Raw genomic sequence first — 19,422 nt, 5'->3', positions numbered from 1 at the left:
TCCGTTCACGCCATCGCGTGCCGCCAGCTGGCGGAATAGGCCCCGGTCACGTGGTGTTCCAACTGCCGCTCGATATCGCCCAACAGGGACGAGGCCCCGAAGCGGAAGAGGTCGGGGCGCAGCCAGCGGTCGCCCAGTTCCTCTTTCATCAGCGACAGGTACACCAGCGAGTCCTTCGCCTTCGAAATCCCGCCCGCTGGTTTGTAGCCGACGCGGTATCCGGTCGCCTGTTGATAGGCCCGGATCGCGCGGATCATGACCAGCGACACCGGCAGGGTGGCATTGACGCTTTCCTTGCCGGTCGAGGTCTTGATGAAATCCGCCCCCGCCATCATGCAGACCAGCGAGGCGCGGGCGACGTTGCGCAGCGTGCCCAGTTCTCCCGTCGCCAGAATGGCCTTCACATGCGCCTCGCCGCAGGCTTCGCGGAACTCCTTCATCTCGTCGTAAAGCGCCTGCCAGTTGCCGGTCAGAACGTGGCGGCGGGAAATCACGATGTCGATCTCCTCGGCCCCGGCCTTGACGCTTTCCTCGATCTCGTTCACCCGCAGGTGATAGGGCGACAGCCCCGCCGGAAAGCCGGTCGAGACAGCCGCGACCGGAATGCCCGAGCCCGCCAGCGCCTCGACCGCCACGGGCACCATCTCGTGATAGACGCAGACCGCACCGGTGGTGAGCTTTGGCAGGCCAACGGCCTCCAGCAGGTCGGCGCGCACCGGTTGCATCGCCTTGGCGCAGAGCCTGCGGACGCGGCCCGGCGTGTCGTCGCCCGCCAGCGTCGTCAGGTCGATGCAGGAAATCGCGCGGGCCAGCCACGCGGCCTGATACTCTTTCTTCACCGTCCGGCGGCCGGGCAGGGTGGCGCAGCGCCGTTCGATGGCCGAGGTGTTGGCCTGCGCGCCCATCACCCAGTCCATGTCCAGCGCCATGCCGGGGTTGCGCGGGTCGCTGACCTGCGGCAGGCCCGCCGCCGTGGTCGTCGTCTCTAGGGTCGTCTGGGTCATCCCGTCGGGTCCGTTTTTGATCAGATGGTCAGGGTTACATGGCCCGCGCGGGCGCGCAAGCACCTGCGTCGCGTCAGCCGCCCGTTGCGCAGATCGGGCGGCCCTGAAGACGGGCGATGTCGGCCAGGCTCAGAACACCGTCGCGCCCCAGAACCTGCGCTACATGGGCGAGGCTCCGCTGTCCGTCCACGGCCTGTTCGGCGGGCTGTACAACGGTGCTGTTGGTGTACCGCGTCACGCGGGTCGGCAGGTAGGCGGGCATCTGCGCCTCAAGCCCGTTCGGGCCGGGCATCAGGTCGAAATAGAGAATGGCCGAAGTCCGCTGCGGAAGCGCCCATTGCGACGAGATGAAATTGCCGAGCGAGTAGGCCACGAAACCCTGCCGTCCGTCAGAAGTCATCACCGGCTCGATCGGTTGCAGCACATGCGGATGGGTGCCGATGACGGCAGCGGCCCCGGCCTCCATCGCGGCGCGGGCAAGGCGGCGCTGGTTGGCATCGGGGGTCTGGACATATTCATTGCCCCAATGCGGCAGAAAGATCACCGCATCAATGGCGGGCTCTGCGTACAGGGTGCGGATGGTGGCAAGAAGCTCGGCCTCATCGCGGTAGCACAGCAGAACCTGGTGATGCGGATCGGCCCGGCCATTGGTGGAATAGGAACAGGCGAGGAATGCGATCCGCGCGCCCCCGGCACTGACGACGGCGTGCCACGGTGCGTTTGGGGCGGCGCGGGACCTTGTGCCGGTATGGGGAAGGCCAGCGGCATCGAGGGCCTCCAGCGTTCTGTCCGCCCCCAGAGGCCCCCGGTCCATCGCGTGGTTGTTCGCGGTCTGGATCACGTCGACACCGCTATCGCGCAGGTCGGTGACCAGCGACGGGTGAAAGTTGAAAGTCGGGTAGCCGGAATAGACCACCCCGTCGGTCAGAACGTGATCTGGCAGCACGCGTTCGCCGCCTCCCGGCAGGACGTTGCGCGCGGCGGGGCCTTCCAGATTGGCCACGGTCAGATCGGCGATTGCCAGATAGGGGGTTGTCGGGCGCAGCAGGTCGGCAAATCCTTCCGGTTGAGCGGCGGCCTCTTCCTGAAGGAAGATATGCATCAGTACGTCGCCGACCGCCGCCACTGTCACCGCCCCCGGCCGAAAGACCTCTCTTTGCACCATGGCAGGGCTGCCACTTGCGGGAATACAGGCCCGGCTGCCGGGCGATTCGCCCGTCGGCACACAGGATGACAGCGCCAGAAGCCCCCCGATCAGGGCCGCTCGCTGCGACAAAATGTAAGCGCTTACAAAAAATCTGGCCATATCGCCCCTAAAAGACTGGCCCTCGCTTGACGGGTCAAGCATCGTTACCAAAAATCCGGCAAAACGTTCTGGCAAGAGGCAATCTTTTGTGATCCGGTCGTTTGGAGCGGCGGAATTGAAGAACAGGAATTCCAGCAGGAAGGTACAGGACAGCACATGGCCCATACTCAACCGGCGATTGATCTCTCCCCGAAAGTGTCGGACGAGATCCGTAAGACCACCTGCTACATGTGCGCCTGCCGGTGCGGCATCAATGTGCATATGAAGGACGGCCCCGATGGCAAGAAACATGTCGCCTATATCGAGGGCAACCGCGACCACCCGGTGAACAAGGGCGTGCTCTGCGCCAAGGGCTCGGCGGGGATCATGCAGGTCAATGCACCGTCCCGCCTGCGCGCGCCGCTGAAACGCGTCGGACCGCGCGGATCCGGCGAGTTTGAGGAAATCACCTGGGACGAGGCGTTGGAAATTGCCGTGTCCTGGCTGAAACCGATCCGCGACACCGACCCCGAAAAGCTCGCCTTCTTCACCGGCCGGGACCAGTCGCAAAGCTTCACGGGCCTCTGGGCGCAGAATTTCGGTACCCCCAATTTCGCGGCCCATGGCGGGTTCTGTTCCGTCAACATGGCGGCGGGCGGCATCTACACGATGGGCGGGGCCTTCTGGGAATTTGGTCAGCCGGACTGGGATCATACGAAACTGCTGATGATCTTCGGCGTGGCGGAAGATCACGACTCGAACCCGATCAAGATGGGGCTTGGCAAGATCAAGGCACGCGGGGCCAAGGTCATTGGCGTGAACCCGATCCGCTCGGGCTACAACGCCGTGGCCGATGAATGGGTGGGCATCACGCCCGGCACGGATGGGCTGTTCATCCTGTCGCTCATCCACTGCCTGCTGAAGGCGGGTCGGATCGACCTCAACTATCTGCGTCGCTACACCAACGCGCCGGTTCTGGTGAATGGCGATGAAAGCTCGCCGGAACACGGGCTTCTCCTGCGCGACGAGGATGGCAAGATGCTGGTCCTCGACCGCCGCACCGGCAAGCCCGCGCCTTTCGACGATCCCGAGGTGGTGCCTGACCTTGCTGGCACCTGGCGCAATGCAGGCGCTACGCACCGCCCGGTGTTCCAGTTGCTGGCGGAACGCTACCTGTCCGAGGATTATACGCCCGAGGCGGTGGCCGACCGTGTCGGCATCTCTGCCACCCGCATCCGCCATATCGCAGCCGAACTGGCGCGCGTCGCTTTTGAGGAAGAGATCGAGATCGACCAGCCCTGGACCGATTTCCGCGGCGTGAAACATTACAAGATGATCGGCCGCCCGGTCAGCTTCCACTCCATGCGCGGGATCTCCGCCCATTCCAACGGCTTCCAGACCTGCCGCGCGCTGCACGTGCTGCAAATCCTTCTGGGAAGTGTCGAGGTGCCCGGCGGCTTCCGCTTCAAGCCGCCCTATCCGAAACCGGTCGAGGCCCACCCGAAACCCCATTGCGGCGTCACCCCCGGCAAGCCTTTGAACGGCCCGCATCTGGGCTATGTGCAGGGGCCAGATGATCTCTGCCTGAAGGACGACGGCAGCCCGGCCCGGATCGACAAGGCCTATACCTGGGAAAACCCGATGAGCGCCCATGGCCTCATGCATATGGTGATTTCCAACGCCTATGCGGGCGACCCCTACAAGATCGACACGCTGTTCATGTACATGGCGAACATGTCGTGGAACTCCTCCATGAACACGTCGGGCGTCATGAAGATGCTGACCGACAAGGATGAGAACGGCGACTACGTGATCCCGCGCATCATCTATTCGGACGCTTACAGCTCCGAGATGGTGGCCTATGCCGACCTGATCCTGCCCGACACCACCTACCTGGAACGGCATGACTGCATTTCGCTGCTCGACCGCCCGATCTGCGAAGCCGATGCCGCCGCCGACGCGATCCGCTGGCCGGTGATCGAGCCCGACCGCGACGTGCGCGGCTTCCAGTCGGTGCTGGTGGACCTGGGCGCGCGCCTGGGAATGCCTGCCTTCGTCAACGAGGACGGCAGCGCGAAATACAAGGACTACGCCGACTACATCGTGAACCACGAACGCAAGCCCGGCATCGGCCCGCTGGCGGGCTTCCGGGGCGATGGCAGCGAAAAGGGCCGGGGCGCGCCCAACCCCGAACAGCTCGACCGCTATATCGAGAACGGCGGCTTCTTCGTCGAACACATCCCCGACGCGGCGCTCTACTACAAGCCGTGGAACGCCGATTACCAGAACTGGGCCGTCGGCATGGGGCTTTATGACAGCCCTCAGCCCTACCTGTTCAGCCTATACGCCGAACCCATGCGCCGCTTCCAGCTGGCCGCAGAAGGCCACGGCGACCGCCAGCCGCCCGAACACCTGCGCGAGAGGGTCAAGACGGTCATGGACCCGCTCCCCATCTGGTATCCGCCCTTCGAGGACGGCCATGTCGACCCCGAGGAATTCCCGGTCCACGCCCTGACGCAGCGTCCCATGGCGATGTATCACAGCTGGGGCACCCAGAACGCGTGGCTCAGGCAACTGCACGGCCGCAACCCGCTCTATGTGCCCACCAAGATTTGGGAGGCGAACGGGTTCAGCGAGGGCGACTGGGCCAAGGTCTCCTCGGCGCATGGCTCCATCGTGGTCCCCGTCGCCCACATGGCCGCGCTCAACGAAAACACCGTCTGGACGTGGAACGCGATCGGCAAGCGCAAGGGGGCCTGGGCGCTCGACAAGGACGCGCCGGAGGCCACAAAAGGCTTCCTGCTCAACCACCTGATCCATGAGCTTCTGCCGCCAAAGGGCGACGGCATGCGCTGGGCAAATTCCGACCCCGTGACCGGTCAGGCCGCGTGGTTCGACCTGCGCGTGAAGATCGAGAAGGTCGCCGCACCGGAGGAATCTCAACCCGCCTATCCGCCGATCAAATCACCCGTCGGGCAGGGGCCGCAGAACCTCGCGTGGAAGGTGGGCAAATGAGCGCCGCGAAGATCGCCAGCAGCGACGGCACCCGTATCGCCACCTACACCGCGGGCAGCCCCGCCAACCCCGCCATCCTGCTGATCCACGGATGGGCGCAGCAATCCCTGTGCTGGGATCCGCTGATCGACCGGCTCAAGGACCGCTTCCACATCGTCGCCATGGACCTGCGCGGCCATGGGGCATCCGACAAGCCGGAGGATCCGGCAGCCTATACCGACACGCAACTCTGGGCCGATGACGTCGCCGCCGTCATGGCGCTGCATGACCTCGGCAATGTCACCCTCGTCGGCTGGTCCTATGGCAGCCGCGTCATCGCCAGTTACCTCGCCACCTATGGCGATGCGGCGCTCTCGGGCGTGGTTCTTGCCGGTGGCATCCTCGCCATCGGCACCGCACGAGAGGATTGGATGGTTGGCGCGGATAGCCCCGGCCTCGACCGTGATCTCTACACCACCGATCTCGCGCGCCTTATCCCCGCCACGGCCCGCTTCGTCGATGCCTGCACGGCCAAGCCGCTCGACCGGGAAACCTATGGCCGCATGGTCGCGGCCAACATGCTCTGCCCTGCCACGGCGCGCCGCGCGCTCTTCGCCGCCAACTGGGACATGCGCCCGACCTATGCGGCGATGACCTGCCCGGGCCTCGTGATCCACGGAACCGCCGACTCGGTCGTCTCCCCCCAAACGGGTGAGGCCGCGGCCAAGGCCATGCCCCATGGCCGCTACCTGCCCTACGAGGGCATCGGTCACGCCCCTTTCCTCGAAGACCCGGAAAGGTTCGCCGCCGACCTCGCAGGGTTCATCCAAACCGCAAGCAAGGAGCAGGCCGCATGACCGAGCTTCCCGCAAGCACGCAAAAGAAACTCGGGCTGGTGATCGACCTTGACACCTGCGTCGGCTGCCATGCCTGCGTGATCTCCTGCAAGGGCTGGAACACGGAAAACTATGGCGCGCCTCTGTCCGACGTTGACGCCTATGGCTCCGACCCCTCGGGCACCTTCCTCAACCGCGTCCACAGCTACGAGATCACGCCAGCCGAAGGCCCCGCGCAGCTGGTCCATTTCCCAAAATCCTGCCTCCATTGCGAAGACGCGCCCTGCGTGACCGTCTGCCCGACCGGGGCCAGCTACAAGCGATCCGAGGACGGAATCGTCCTGGTGAACGAGACCGCCTGCATCGGCTGCGGCCTCTGCGCCTGGGCCTGTCCCTATGGCGCGCGGGAACTCGACGCGCTGGAAGGCGTGATGAAGAAATGCACCCTTTGCGTGGACCGGATCTATAACGAGAACCTACCCGAGGAAGACCGCCAGCCCGCCTGCGTGCGCACCTGCCCGGCGGGCGCGCGCCATTTCGGCGATCTGGGCGATCCCGACAGCGACGTGTCGCGCCTGGTGGCTGAACGTGGCGGCATGGACCTGATGCCCGAACAGGGCACGAAGCCCGTCAACAAATACCTGCCGCCGCGTCCCAAGCAGGATGTGTCGTATGACATGGATATCCTTGCCCCCTTCCTCGAACCCGTCGCCGAAGACCCCAAGGGCTTCCTCGGCTGGCTGGATAAAACGCTGGAGAAGCTCTGATGCATCCCGCACCGTCCGTCATCATCTTCACCAGCTTCTCGGGCCTCGGTTTCGGGCTGCTCCTGTTCCTCGGCCTCGGCTTTCCGCCAGTCACCGGATGGGTCGCCTTCGTCTTCTACGCCATCGCCTACGCGCTGGCCGTGGGCGGGCTGATGGCCTCCACCTTCCACCTGGGCAATCCGCAACGCGCGCTGAAGGCGTTTACCCAGTGGAAAACCAGTTGGCTCAGCCGAGAGGCATGGCTGTCGGTCATGGCGCTGCTGGTGATGGCGGTTTATGCCTTCGCGGCGGTATTCCTTGATACGCAACTGACGGCGCTCGGCTGGATCGGCGCGGCCCTTTCGCTGCTGACGGTCTATTCCACCTCGATGATCTACGGGCAACTAAAGACCGTGCCGCGCTGGAACCAGCCTTTGACGCCGGTGCATCTGCTGACGCTGTCCATCGCGGGCGGCGCGCTGCTGGCGGGCCAGATGACGGCTGCCGCTGCGCTGTTGGCGCTGGCCGCTGCCGTGCAGGTGGCCCATTGGCAGGTGGGGGACAGCGCGTTGAAGGAATCCGGCACCAACCTTGCCACGGCCACCGGTCTCGGCACTCCGGGAAATATCCGCGCGTTCGAGCCGCCCCATACCGGCACCAACTACCTGCTGAAGGAATTCGTGCATGTGGTGGGCCGCAAACACTCCCGCAAGCTGCGCATGATCGCGCTGACATTGTGCTACGGCCTGCCGGTTGTTCTGCTGATCATCCCCGGTGCGGGTCATCTGCTGGGGCTGCTTGCGGTGCTGTCCCATGTTGCGGGCCTTGTCACCTCGCGCTGGTTGTTCTTTGCCGAGGCCGAGCATGTGGTCGGGCTCTACTACGGCAAACGCTCAGCCTGAGCCGTCGGGCCGCGCCCCGGGCGCGGTCTGTACGTATCCGCCGAATTCCAGCATCCGGTCTTCGTAATCGGCAATCCGCTGCGCTGCGGTGTCGCTGCGCGCGATCATCTCGCCCACCAGCACCTCGGCCAGTGCGAAGGACGCTCCCTGAGAGGGCAGCGGCTGCGGTCCGTCCATCGGCAGGCAAAAGACCACATCGGCCCCCCGCGCTACGGGCGAGACATAGCTGTCGGTGATGGCGATGACCCGTGCCCCGCGCGCCAGCGCCGCCTCGTAGGCGCGCACGACCTCGGAGGAATAGAGCGAGAAGGTGATCACGATCACCACGTCATTCGGCCCGGTGGATGTGATCGCATCGGCAATACCGCCCGGTTCGTTAAGGGGTGGCGCGAAACTGTCGAAGGCCATGCGCCCCGAATAGCTGAGGTAATGGGCAAGCGAAAAACAGCTGCGCACCCCGACAACGAAAATCCGTTCTGCCGCTTCCAGCAGGTCTACCGCCTCGCTCACCCGCTGGATATTCGCCTCGGAAAACAGCGCGTCGAGGTTCTTGTGGGCTGATTCGCGAATCCGGGCGGTCAGGGCCACCGTTCCCCCGGATCGGAGCTGTTTTGCCCGCGATCCATACATCCCGCCTTCGCCCCTCAGGGCCGCCTGAAAGGCCGTTCGGCAGGGATCGTAGCCGGAAAACCCAAGCGCTACGGCCAGACGAAACACCGTGTTTGCATTGACATCCGCCCGTTTCGCAAGCGCCCTGACCGAGTGAAATGCCATCTCCTGAGGATGGTCCAAAGCCCATGCAGCAAGGCGTGAAACCTTGGGGGACGCGGTGTGAACCTGTTCGGCCAAAGCCTGCCTGAGATCGTCGAGAGTCATGTCGAGGGGACCGTTACTGTTTCATTCTGGAACGTTTGATTTATGCCTTGACGAATTTCAATGATTTGTTTCACCTGACCCGCATCCGTGTTTCACTTCGGATCAATTGGGAGAGAATTCATGAACAAACACTTGGTTGGCGCCGTCCTGGCGGCCGCGACGGCATTTGGTGCAGGCGCTGTATCGGCTCAGGATCAGACCTTCGTCACAATCGGCACCGGCGGTGTGACCGGCGTGTACTACCCGACCGGCGGCGCGATCTGCCGTCTGGTGAACCGGGGCCGGTCCGAACATGGCATCCGCTGCGGCGTCGAATCCACCGGTGGCTCGGTCTACAACATCAACGCGGTGCGCGGTGGAGAGCTGGAATTCGGTGTGGCCCAGTCCGACTGGCAGTACCACGCCTATAACGGCACCTCGCGCTTTGAAGAGCAGGGCGCGTTCGAGGGCCTGCGCGCGGTCTTCTCTGTCCACCCCGAGCCTTTCACCGTGGTCGCCCGCGCCGATGCCGGTATCGAAAACTTCGAGGACCTGCAGGGCATGCGCGTGAATGTGGGCAACCCCGGCTCCGGTCAGCGCGGCACGATGGAAGTGCTGATGGAGGCCATGGGCTGGACCATGGACGACTTCGCCATCGCGTCCGAGCTTCAGGCCGCCGAACAGTCCCAGGCACTGTGCGACAACAACATCGACGCGATGGTCTACACCGTCGGTCACCCCTCCGGTTCCATCCAGGAAGCGACCACGGCCTGTGACTCCGTCCTCGTGAACGTGACCGGCGATGCCGTGGATATGCTGGTCGCCGAAAACCCGTTCTACCGCACCGCCACCATCCCCGGCGGCATGTATCGCGGCAACGATGAAGACACGATGACCTTCGGTGTCGGCGCGACCTTCGTCACCTCCGCCGATGTGCCCGATGATGTGGTCTATGAAATCGTCCGCGCGGTGATGGAAAACATCGACCAGTTCCGCAGCCTGCACCCGGCCTTCGCCAATCTCGACCCGGCGGAAATGGCCAATGACGGTCTCAGCGCGCCCCTGCACCCCGGTGCCGAGCGCTACTACCGCGAGGCTGGCCTGATCGAATGATCGGCCCCTTCTGATATGTCCCGCGGCGCCATCGCGTGCCGCGGGGCCCAAAAAAAGAATTCCGTTTCAAGGATGTGACGAGGGTGGCGCGATGACCGAACCGACCGAGGGGCGCGAAGGGCGCCAGTTCTCCGATGAAGAGCTTCAGGATCTGGTTGCCAGCACCGACAGCGGTGCACGCGATCCATCCAATCGTTCAATCGCGCTGCTGATTTCGGGCCTGGCCCTTGCGTGGTCGCTCTTCCAGCTCTGGATTGCGCAACCGCAACTCTGGTTCGGGGAATACCTGCCGGTTCTCAATTCCTCGCAGACCCGCCCCATCCATCTGACCTTCGCCGTTCTGCTGGCCTTCATGGCCTACCCGGCCTTCAAATCCTCGCCGCGCCATCACATTCCGATTGTCGACTGGCTGCTGGCCTTGGCGGCAGGGGGCACCGCCTTCTATGTCTTCTGGTTCTCCGATGAACTGGCGCTGACCGCTCGGTCCGGCCTGCCCACACAGACACAGGTGATTGTCGGCGCCATCGGCATGATCTGCCTGCTGGAGGCCAGCCGCCGCGCGCTTGGCCCCGCTCTCACCATCGTCGGATCGGTCTTCGCGCTTTATGGCTACATGGGCCAGGGCTGGCTGATCCCGGAACTGATCGAGCATGAAGGCATCTCCTTTACCTCGCTGATGAACGCGCTGTGGCTCGATACCGCTGGTGTCTTCGGCATCCCGCTTGGCGTGTCCACCGCCTTCGTCTTCCTCTTCGTTCTCTTCGGCTCGCTGCTCGATAAGGCGGGCGCGGGGAACTACTTCATCAAACTGGCCTTCGCGGGGCTCGGCCATTTGCGCGGCGGCCCTGCAAAGGCGGCGGTCGTTGGGTCTGCCATGACCGGCCTGATCTCCGGCTCGTCCATCGCCAACGTCGTGACCACAGGCACGTTCACCATCCCGCTGATGAAGCGGGTGGGCTTCACCAATGAACAGGCCGGATCGGTCGAGGTCGCCTCTTCGGTCAACGGTCAGATCATGCCTCCCGTCATGGGCGCCGCCGCCTTCCTGATGGTCGAATTCATCGGCATTTCCTATGTCGAAGTCATCAAGCACGCCTTCATCCCGGCGGTGATCTCCTACATCGCGCTGGTCTACATCGTGCATCTGGAGGCGTTGAAAAAGGACATGCCCGCCTTGGGTGAGGCCAAGAGCTTCACCGGCATGATCGTCAAGTTCTTCATCGGGTTCGCCGTCGCGGGCGCGGGGTTCACCGCGCTGATCTACGGTGTCGGCGCGCTCAAGGCCGCCACGCCCGCGCTGTCCGGTCCGATCATGATGGCGGTCCTTGCGGTGCTCTACCTGTGGCTCGTCTCCATCGCGGCCAAGCGCCCGGATCTGGAGGTCGACGACCCCAATGCCAAGGAGATCAAACTGCCCACGGTGGCAGAGGTCTACGCCACCGGCCTGCATTACATCCTGCCCATCGTGGTGCTGGTCTGGTTCCTGATGGTGGAACGTCAGAGCCCCGCGAAATCGGCCTTCTATGCCACCTGCCTGATGCTGTTCATCATCGTCACGCAGCGGCCCCTGAAGGCGATTTTCCGGGGGCAGGGCGCGCAGATGATGGCCGAGTTGAAGGGCGGTTTCGATGATCTGAAAGAAGGCCTGATTGCCGGTGCCCGCAACATGATCGGCATCGGGGTTGCCACCGCTGCGGCAGGCATCATCGTGGCCATCGTCACCAAAACCCCCATCGGCACCGAACTGGCGGGGCTGGTCGAACAGCTCTCGGGTGGCAGCCTGATCCTGATGCTGGTCTTCGTCGGCATCTTCTCCCTCATCCTCGGGATGGGCTTGCCGACCACGGCCAACTATATCGTGGTGTCCTCGCTCATGGCTTCGGTCGTCGTGTCGCTCGGCGCGCAGGAGGGGCTCATTGTGCCCCTGATCGCGGCGCATCTCTTCGTCTTCTATTTCGGGATCATGGCCGATGTGACACCACCCGTGGGGCTGGCCAGCTTCGCCGCCGCCGCCGTGTCGGGGGGCGACCCGATCAAGACGGGCTTCACCGCTTTCTTCTACAGCTTGCGCACCGTGGCGCTGCCCTTCCTGTTCATCTTCAATCCGACGCTCATCCTCTACGGCGTCGATCTGGGCACCTGGGCCGGTGTCGGACAGGCGGCGTTCATCTTCGTCATCGCCACTTTCGCCATGTTGCTCTTTGCCGCCGCGACGCAGGGCTATTTCCTCGCCAAGAGCCATATCCATGAAAGCGCGGCGCTGCTTCTGGTGGCCTTCACCCTCTTCGTGCCGAATGTCTGGCTCGACATGGTGCAGCCGCCGTTCCGCGATGTGCCCCCGGCCGAGTTCGAAGCCGCCGTCGAGGCAGCCCATGACGGATCGTCCCTGCGGCTGCTGATCGAGGGGCCGGATTTCAACACCGGCGACATCACCTCCACCACCCTCGTCATGCAGATTGAGGGCGAGGGCAGCGCGGCGGAGCGCATCGACGCCAGCGGCCTGCTGCTCTTCCCCGATGGCGACGTGGTGCGGCTCGATGAACCGATGTTCGGTTCGGAAACCGCCGAGACACTGGCCAATTTCGACTTCTACGCCGATGAACCCGTGCGCCTCGCCTCGGTTCAGACTGCCGCCGACCGCTTGCCCGAACAGATCTTCTACATCCCGGCCCTGCTGTTGCTCGGATTGGTGATCCTGCTGCAACGCCGCCGCCAGACCAAACCGGCCTTCTAAGGACCAGACCCATGTTCACATCCATCCTCCTGCCCATTGACCTGTCCGACGAGGCCACCTGGACAAAGGCCCTGCCCGCCGCCGTGAAACTGGCGCAATACGAGGGCGCAGTGCTCCATATCGCCACCGTCGTCCCTGATTTCGGCATGTCCGTGGTCGGCAGCTATTTCCCCGAAGGGTTCGAAGAAAAGGCGATACACGAGGTAGGCGAGCAGCTGACCGGTTTCGTCAACGCCCACGTCCCCGATGAAATAGAAGTGCACCCCCATGTCCTTCATGGCCGTGTCTATGACCAGATCATCGAGGCCGCCAATCGCGTCGGGGCCGATGTGATTGTCATGGGCTCTCACCGGCCTGAATTGAAAGACTACCTGCTTGGCCCCAACGCCGCCCGCGTCGTGCGCCATGCCACCCAATCCGTTTTCGTCGTTCGCGGAGAATAGACCGATGACATCCCATATGTTCGGGCGTGGCCCCGGACCCCTTCCCACGGCTGTGCGCGGCGAAGGCTGCTATATCTATGACTCAGAAGGCCGCGCCTATCTCGACGGCTCGGGCGGCGCGGCGGTGTCCTGCCTCGGCCACTCGGACGCCGACGTGCGCGCCGCCATCCATGCGCAACTGGACAAGATCGCCTTCGCCCATACCGGGTTCTTCACCTCAGAACCCGCCGAGGCACTGGCCGACCTGCTGATCGCCCATGCCCCGGAAGGCATCGACAAGGTCTACCTTCTCTCCGGCGGGTCCGAGGCGGTCGAGGCTGCGATCAAGCTCGCCCGACAGTACCACCTCGAAACCGGCCAGCCGCAGCGCCACAAGCTGATCGCACGGCGGCAGAGCTACCATGGCAACACGCTCGGTGCGCTGGCAGCCGGCGGCAATGCCTGGCGGCGCGAGAAATACGCGCCCCTCTTGGTGGAAACCCACCATATCATGCCCTGCTTCGAATACCGCGAGCGGCTGGAAGGTGAGAGCGAATGGGATTTCGGCCAGCGTGCGGCCAATGCACTGGAGGAAGAGATTCTGCGTCAGGGGCCAGAGACCGTCATGGCCTTCATCGCCGAACCTGTTGTCGGTGCCACTGCAGGTGCGGTTCCGGCGGTTGACGGATATTTCAAGCGCATCCGGCAAATCTGCGACCAATATGGCGTGCTGCTGATCCTCGATGAGGTCATGTGCGGCATGGGCCGGACCGGACACCTGTTTGCCTGCGAAGCGGATGGGATTTCCCCCGATATCGTCACCATCGCCAAGGGCCTCGGCGCGGGCTACGCCCCGATCGGCGCGATGCTGGCATCCTCCAGGGTCTACGAGGCCATCGAACAAGGGTCCGGCAGCTTCCAGCACGGCCATACCTATCACGGCCATCCGCTTGCTGCTGCTGCCGGTCACGCGGTGGTCAATGCCATCGTCACCCGCAACCTCTGCGACCGGGTGAAAACGCAAGGCGACGTGCTACAAGCCGCCCTTCATGACACCTTCGGCCAACACGCCCATGTCGGCGACCTGCGCGGGCGCGGTCTCTTCCGGGGTGTCGAGCTGGTCGAGGACAGGGCCACCAAACGCCCCTTGGATCCGGCCCGAAAGCTGAATGCAAGGGTCAAGAAGGCGGCGATGGCCGAGGGCCTTATCTGCTACCCCGCAGGCGGCACCGTGAACGGGCGCGAGGGCGATCACATCCTGCTCGCCCCGCCCTTCATCATCACCGATGATCAGATCGGCGAGTTGGTGGGCAAGCTATCCCGCGCCGTGGAAACCGCACTGGCCCAATGACCCGCCTCACATCGCTGCCGCGCATCATGCTGGCCCCCAACGGGGCCCGCAAGACAAAGGCCGACCATCCTGCATTGCCGATGACCATCGCCGAGACGGTCGAGGCCGCCCGCGCCGCCCATGCCGAAGGCGCAGGCGCGCTTCACGCCCATGTGCGTGACGCGTCAGGGGCGCACAGCCTCGATGCAGGGCTTTATCGTGAGCTCATTGCCGAAATGGCCCGCGCGGTGCCGGGCATGCCCGTGCAGATCACGACCGAGGCCGCAGGCCGCTATAGCCCCGCCGATCAGCGCGCCGTGGTCCGGGCCGTGCGCCCCGAAGGCGTCTCGGTTGCGCTCAGCGAAATGTGGCCCGACCCCGGCGAGGACCAACAGGCCAGCCGTTTCTATCACTGGGCGGCAGAGACCGGCATCCCGGTGCAGCATATCCTCTACAGCCCCGCAGATGTGATGGGTCTGGCACGGCGCGTGGCAGCAGGCGCAATCCCCGCAGCCCTGCAACTGCTTTTCGTGCTCGGCCGCTACCAACCACCGAAGCCCGCCATCCCGGACATGCTGACCGCGTTTCTGCGCGCCAGCCGAGCGCTACCGGGTAACCCCGATTGGGCGGCCTGCGCCTTCGGCCCACAGGAAACCGCGTGCCTCGTCGCGGCGATCAAATCAGGTGGCAAGACCCGCATCGGGTTCGAGAACAACGTCACAGGCCCGGATGGCAAGTCCGCTCCGGACAATGCCGCGCGGGTGGCGGATCTCATCCGCAGGCTGCAGGTCTCAGGTTAGCTTTCCAACCGATACCGCATCCCTCCGGGAGCGTCATCGCCGATCTGAACGATCTTGACCACCGGTGAACCTTAACGCGCCCCGCCTTTCATCTTGGCGACAAATACCTCCGCCGGAGGCATCCCGCCCTCACTTCGAATCCGATCACCGGACCAGACACATTGTCCTTGCCACACTTCCGTGGCAACGCGGCCTGACGAGGCCTCCGGCGTCAGCCGGGGGTTGAGGAGGGCCGCTCACGGGTCGACGCCGGTAGGCGGCGAAATCGCGAAACGTCAGCACGCCCGGTGTACGGGGGGTGTACAGGGGGTGTACGGGGGGCACCCCCCTGATCTCAGCTCAGAACGCCTGGTCCTTCACCGCCTCCATCGACACATGAGTCGAGGTGTGGCCGACGAAGGGCAGGGTCGAAATCACCTCTCCCAACACCCGCCGATAATCACGGATATCGCGCGTTCGCACCTTCAGAAGATAGTCGAAGGCGCCTGCGATCATATGCGCCTGCTCGATCTCCGGCACCTTCAGCGCGGCGGCGTTGAACGCCTTCAGCGCATCCTCCGTCGTATCCGTCAACCGCACCTCCACGAAGGCCACATGTTCCTGTCCCAGCTTCGCCGGATCCACCACCGCCCGAAACCCCCGGATCACCCCGTCCTTGCGCAAGCGATTCACCCGCATTTGACACGGTGTCTTGGACAGTCCGATTTTCTGGGCGATCTCGGTGACCGGCATGCGCCCGTCGCTCAGCAGCAGGGAAACGATCTTTCTGTCGAAGCGGTCAAGTTGACTTTCCATGTGCCCTCTTGCGATTTTTCGGCCTCAAATTGACATCGCAATAGGGCGATCCGTCGGAATATTCAACAAGGAAAGGCAACCTGACTTTGACGAAGATGCTAGATTTGGCCATCCCTTCACCTTGAGGTTCGCCATGACCACCCTTGCCGATCTGCGTCAGGCCATCCGTGCCGACCACCTGGCCGATGAGGCCCTGCTTATCGACCGACTGACCCGCGCCCACGCGCCCGACAAAGCCGCCCGCGCCCGCATGGCGGCCTCTGCGGCCGAGCTTGTCAATGCCATCCGCAACGACAGCAAACCGGGCCTCATGGAGGTGTTCCTGGCCGAATACGGGTTGTCGACCGAGGAAGGCGTCGCGCTCATGTGTCTGGCCGAGGCGCTGCTCAGGGTGCCGGATGCGGACACCATGGATGCGCTTATCGAGGACAAGATCGCACCATCGGAATGGGGCAAGCATCTGGGACGCTCCACGTCCTCGCTCGTCAACGCCTCGACCTGGGGGCTGATGCTGACAGGCAAGGTGTTGAAAGAAAACGCCGAACCGGGCCTGACAGCAACTCTGCGCGGGGCGGTGAAACGCCTGGGAGAGCCGGTGATCCGCGTCGCCGTGGGCCGCGCGATGAAGGAGATGGGCCAGCAATTCGTGTTGGGGGAAACCATTGGCGAGGCGGTCAAGCGCGGCAAGACCCGCACCGCGCAGGGCTACACCTATTCCTATGACATGCTGGGCGAGGCCGCGATGACGGCGCATGATGCCGACCATTTTTTTGCCGCTTACAAAGGCGCCATCGCCAAGCTGGCGACCGAGGCAAAGCATGACGACATCCGCGCCAATCCTGGCATCTCGATCAAGCTGTCGGCCCTGCATCCGCGCTATGAGGAAACCAAATCGCATCGGGTCATGACCGAATTGGTCCCCCGTGTGCTGGAACTTGCGCAGGACGCCAAGTCCGCTGGCATGGGTCTCAATATCGACGCCGAAGAGGCGGATCGCCTGGATATCTCGCTCGACGTGATCGAGGCCGTGCTGCGCGATGACAGTCTTGCCGGATGGGACGGGTTCGGCGTGGTGGTGCAGGCCTATGGCAAGCGCGCGCCGGGCGTGATCGACTGGCTGCATGCGCTGGCCAACGAGCTTGACCGCAAGATCATGGTGCGCCTCGTGAAAGGCGCCTACTGGGATACGGAAATCAAGCGCGCGCAGGTCGAGGGGCTGGCGGGTTTCCCTGTCTACACCCGCAAACCGGCGACCGATGTGGCCTATCTGTGCTGCGCGCGGAAACTGCTTGGCTATTCCGACCGGATCTATGCGCAGTTCGCCACCCACAACGCCCATTCGGCGGCGGCGATCCTCGACATGGCCGAGGATTTCGACGCCTTCGAATTCCAGCGCCTGCACGGCATGGGCGAGGCGCTGCATGACATCCTGCATAAACGGAACGCCACCCGCTGCCGGATCTATGCGCCGGTCGGTGCGCATCGGGATCTGCTGGCCTATCTCGTCCGGCGGTTGCTGGAAAACGGTGCGAACAGCAGCTTCGTGAACCAGATCGTGGATGAGGATGTGCCCGCAGAGGTGGTCGGTGCCGACCCGTTTGAGCAACTGGCAGAGGCCGCGAAGACGCCTGCGCCCGGTGTTGTCGCGCCACCGCAACTGTTCGGAAAGCGGCGCAATTCCAAAGGGTTCGACCTGCATTCCCGCGATGATCTGGCCGCGATCGAGGCTGCGCGTGCCCCCTTCGCGGATCGTCAATGGCAGGCGGAGCCGATGCTGGCCGGTCCGGTGCAGGGTGAGGCTGCCGAAGATGTGGTGAACCCGGCCAAGCCGGGCGATATCGTTGGCCGCGTATCCGAGGCGACCGAGGCGGATGTGGAAACCGCGCTTAATGCGGCCCGCATCTGGGACGCGCCCGCAGAGGCGCGCCGGGCCGCGCTGCTGAAAGCTGCCGATCTTTATGAAGAGCATTTCGGCGAGATCTTCGCGGTTCTCACACGAGAGGCCGGAAAAACCCTGATGGACGGCGTGGCCGAGCTGCGCGAGGCGGTGGATTTCCTGCGCTACTACGCCGAACAGGCCACGGAAAACGCCCCGCGCGGCATCTTCACTTGTGTGTCCCCCTGGAACTTCCCGCTGGCCATTTTCACCGGTCAGATCGCGGCGGCACTGGCGGCGGGCAATGCGGTGCTGGCGAAACCGGCGGAAACCACTACGCTGATGGCGGCGCTCGGGGTGCGGCTGATGCATGAGGCCGGGGTGCCGGTTCATGCGCTGCAACTGTTGCCGGGCAAAGGCAGCCGTATTGGCGGGCTGCTGACGGGCGACAGCCGCGTGGCGGGGGTGTGCTTCACCGGATCGACCGCCACCGCACAGCGCATCAACCGGGCGATGGCGGGCAAGGTCACGCCGCATGCACCGCTCATTGCGGAAACCGGCGGGCTCAACGCAATGATCGTGGATTCCACGGCGCTGCCGGAACAGGCGGTGCGTGATATCGTGGCCTCCAGCTTCCAGTCGGCAGGCCAGCGCTGCTCGGCCCTGCGGTGCCTCTACGTGCAGCAGGATATCGCGCCTGCATTCCTGAAAATGCTGAAAGGCGCGATGGATGAACTGGCCGTGGCCGACCCGTGGGATCCGGCGACCGATCTGGGGCCGATCATCTCGGTTCCGGCGCGCGACGACATTGCGTCCTATGTCGCGCAGGCCCGTGCCGAGGGCCGCGTTCTGCACGAAATCGCCGCACCGGAGGAGGGCAGTTTCCTAGCCCCGGTGGCGATCAAGGTCTCGGGCATCGAGGACATGGAGAAGGAGGTGTTCGGCCCGGTTCTGCATGTGGCGACCTTCAAGGCGGCGGAGATCGACAAGGTGATAGCCGACGTGAATGCCAAGGGCTTCGGCCTGACCTTCGGGCTGCACACGCGGATCGACGACCGGGTGCAGCACATCACGGAGGCCGTGAAGGCGGGCAATATCTACGTCAACCGCAACCAGATCGGAGCCATTGTCGGCAGCCAGCCTTTCGGGGGCGAGGGGCTGTCGGGCACCGGGCCGAAGGCGGGCGGTCCCGCTTACGTGGCGCGGTTCCGGTCGGTCAGCACCCCCACGGCCCCCGCACGGGGCGGCAAGGGCGCAGACACCGTGCAAGTGCAGGCGGCGTTGAACAGGGCGGTGACCGACACGCTGAAGCGGCGCAGCACCGAAAGCCTGCCGGGCCCCACGGGAGAGTCGAACCGCCTGTCGATCTTCGCACGCGGCACGGTCCTGTGCCTTGGCCCAACCGAGGAAGCCGCCGCCGAACAGGTGCGGATTGCCGAATGGGCGGGCTGCAAGGCCGTTGCCGTCGCGCCGGGGGCGGAGATCGACGGCGTGTTGCAGGCCGAGGCGCTGACCGATTTGCAGGGATTCGCCGTGGTCGCCTATGACGGGCCGGAGGATCCCGCCCGTGCAATCCGAACCGCTCTGGCGGCGCGCGAGGGGCGGCTTATCCCGCTGGCTTCACGTGCCGATCTGGCGGCGGTGTGCCGGTTGGAACGTCACGTCTGCATCGACACCACGGCGGCGGGCGGCAACGCCTCGCTTCTGGCGGCGGCAAGCTGACGGGTGGG

Annotated in this window: 14 protein-coding genes; 10 read left to right on the top strand and 4 right to left on the bottom strand. The window is 64.4% G+C overall.

The features are described from left to right. Positions 1 to 5: 5 nt before the first annotated feature. Positions 6 to 1,004, bottom strand: coding sequence for a deoxyribose-phosphate aldolase (gene deoC, locus ACOOEX_RS16705; protein WP_420395888.1), 999 nt, complete (start codon positions 1,002 to 1,004; stop codon positions 6 to 8). A 73-nt stretch (positions 1,005 to 1,077) separates the two neighbouring features. Beyond that, on the bottom strand, positions 1,078 to 2,310 hold the full coding sequence (locus ACOOEX_RS16700) for a CapA family protein (protein WP_420395887.1): 1,233 nt from the start codon (positions 2,308 to 2,310) through the stop codon (positions 1,078 to 1,080). A gap of 156 nt (positions 2,311 to 2,466) precedes the next feature. Between ACOOEX_RS16700 and ACOOEX_RS16695 the strand changes: the two genes are divergently transcribed. From ACOOEX_RS16695 to ACOOEX_RS16680, 4 genes are read left to right on the top strand one after another with little or no spacing between them, the layout of a single operon-like run. Next, positions 2,467 to 5,304 (top strand): molybdopterin oxidoreductase family protein, encoded by a 2,838-nt coding sequence (locus ACOOEX_RS16695; protein ID WP_420395886.1) that lies wholly within the window; start codon positions 2,467 to 2,469, stop codon positions 5,302 to 5,304. After that, positions 5,301 to 6,140 (top strand): alpha/beta fold hydrolase, encoded by an 840-nt coding sequence (locus tag ACOOEX_RS16690; protein WP_420395885.1) that lies wholly within the window; start codon positions 5,301 to 5,303, stop codon positions 6,138 to 6,140. Before ACOOEX_RS16695 ends, ACOOEX_RS16690 begins: the two co-directional genes overlap by 4 nt. Beyond that, entirely contained in the window at positions 6,137 to 6,886 is a 750-nt protein-coding gene (locus ACOOEX_RS16685; protein WP_420395884.1) for a 4Fe-4S dicluster domain-containing protein, read from the top strand. Before ACOOEX_RS16690 ends, ACOOEX_RS16685 begins: the two co-directional genes overlap by 4 nt. Then, complete coding sequence (locus ACOOEX_RS16680; protein WP_420395883.1) at positions 6,886 to 7,767, top strand: dimethyl sulfoxide reductase anchor subunit family protein; 882 nt, start codon at positions 6,886 to 6,888, stop codon at positions 7,765 to 7,767. Before ACOOEX_RS16685 ends, ACOOEX_RS16680 begins: the two co-directional genes overlap by 1 nt. Here the strand turns inward: ACOOEX_RS16680 and ACOOEX_RS16675 are convergent. Beyond that, complete coding sequence (locus ACOOEX_RS16675) at positions 7,759 to 8,643, bottom strand: MurR/RpiR family transcriptional regulator (protein ID WP_420395882.1); 885 nt, start codon at positions 8,641 to 8,643, stop codon at positions 7,759 to 7,761. The two genes, ACOOEX_RS16680 and ACOOEX_RS16675, sit on opposite strands and share 9 nt — an antisense overlap. Before the next feature lie 120 nt (positions 8,644 to 8,763). Here ACOOEX_RS16675 and ACOOEX_RS16670 point away from each other — a divergent pair, with 120 nt between their 5' ends. From ACOOEX_RS16670 to ACOOEX_RS16650, 5 genes are all read left to right on the top strand, one after another. Beyond that, positions 8,764 to 9,735 carry a TAXI family TRAP transporter solute-binding subunit gene (locus ACOOEX_RS16670; protein ID WP_420395881.1) on the top strand — a complete coding sequence of 324 codons (972 nt, stop codon included), beginning with the start codon at positions 8,764 to 8,766 and terminating at the stop codon, positions 9,733 to 9,735. 91 nt (positions 9,736 to 9,826) lie between these two features. Next, positions 9,827 to 12,469 (top strand): TRAP transporter permease, encoded by a 2,643-nt coding sequence (locus ACOOEX_RS16665; protein ID WP_420395880.1) that lies wholly within the window; start codon positions 9,827 to 9,829, stop codon positions 12,467 to 12,469. An 11-nt stretch (positions 12,470 to 12,480) separates the two neighbouring features. Continuing rightward, the gene (locus ACOOEX_RS16660) at positions 12,481 to 12,912 is read left to right on the top strand and encodes a universal stress protein (RefSeq protein ID WP_420395879.1); all 432 of its coding nucleotides are present in this window, start codon (positions 12,481 to 12,483) and stop codon (positions 12,910 to 12,912) included. 4 nt (positions 12,913 to 12,916) lie between these two features. After that, positions 12,917 to 14,242, top strand: a complete 1,326-nt coding sequence (locus ACOOEX_RS16655) for an aspartate aminotransferase family protein (protein WP_420395878.1) — start codon at positions 12,917 to 12,919, stop codon at positions 14,240 to 14,242. Continuing rightward, the gene (locus tag ACOOEX_RS16650; RefSeq protein WP_420395877.1) at positions 14,239 to 15,021 is read left to right on the top strand and encodes a 3-keto-5-aminohexanoate cleavage protein; all 783 of its coding nucleotides are present in this window, start codon (positions 14,239 to 14,241) and stop codon (positions 15,019 to 15,021) included. Before ACOOEX_RS16655 ends, ACOOEX_RS16650 begins: the two co-directional genes overlap by 4 nt. A 339-nt stretch (positions 15,022 to 15,360) precedes the next feature. On the opposite strand, the gene ACOOEX_RS16645 is transcribed toward ACOOEX_RS16650, so the two are convergent. Continuing rightward, a complete protein-coding gene (locus tag ACOOEX_RS16645) occupies positions 15,361 to 15,816 on the bottom strand; it encodes an Lrp/AsnC family transcriptional regulator (protein ID WP_071689187.1) in 456 nt (151 codons plus the stop codon). 133 nt (positions 15,817 to 15,949) lie between these two features. On the opposite strand from ACOOEX_RS16645, the gene putA reads away from it, so the two are divergent. Further along, positions 15,950 to 19,414, top strand: coding sequence for a bifunctional proline dehydrogenase/L-glutamate gamma-semialdehyde dehydrogenase PutA (gene putA, locus ACOOEX_RS16640; protein WP_420395876.1), 3,465 nt, complete (start codon positions 15,950 to 15,952; stop codon positions 19,412 to 19,414). Positions 19,415 to 19,422 lie beyond the last annotated feature (8 nt).

This window comes from Nioella sp. (genome assembly GCF_965215655.1).
GTDB lineage: Bacteria > Pseudomonadota > Alphaproteobacteria > Rhodobacterales > Rhodobacteraceae > Nioella.
This window is presented reverse-complemented; position numbering and strand designations above follow the sequence as displayed.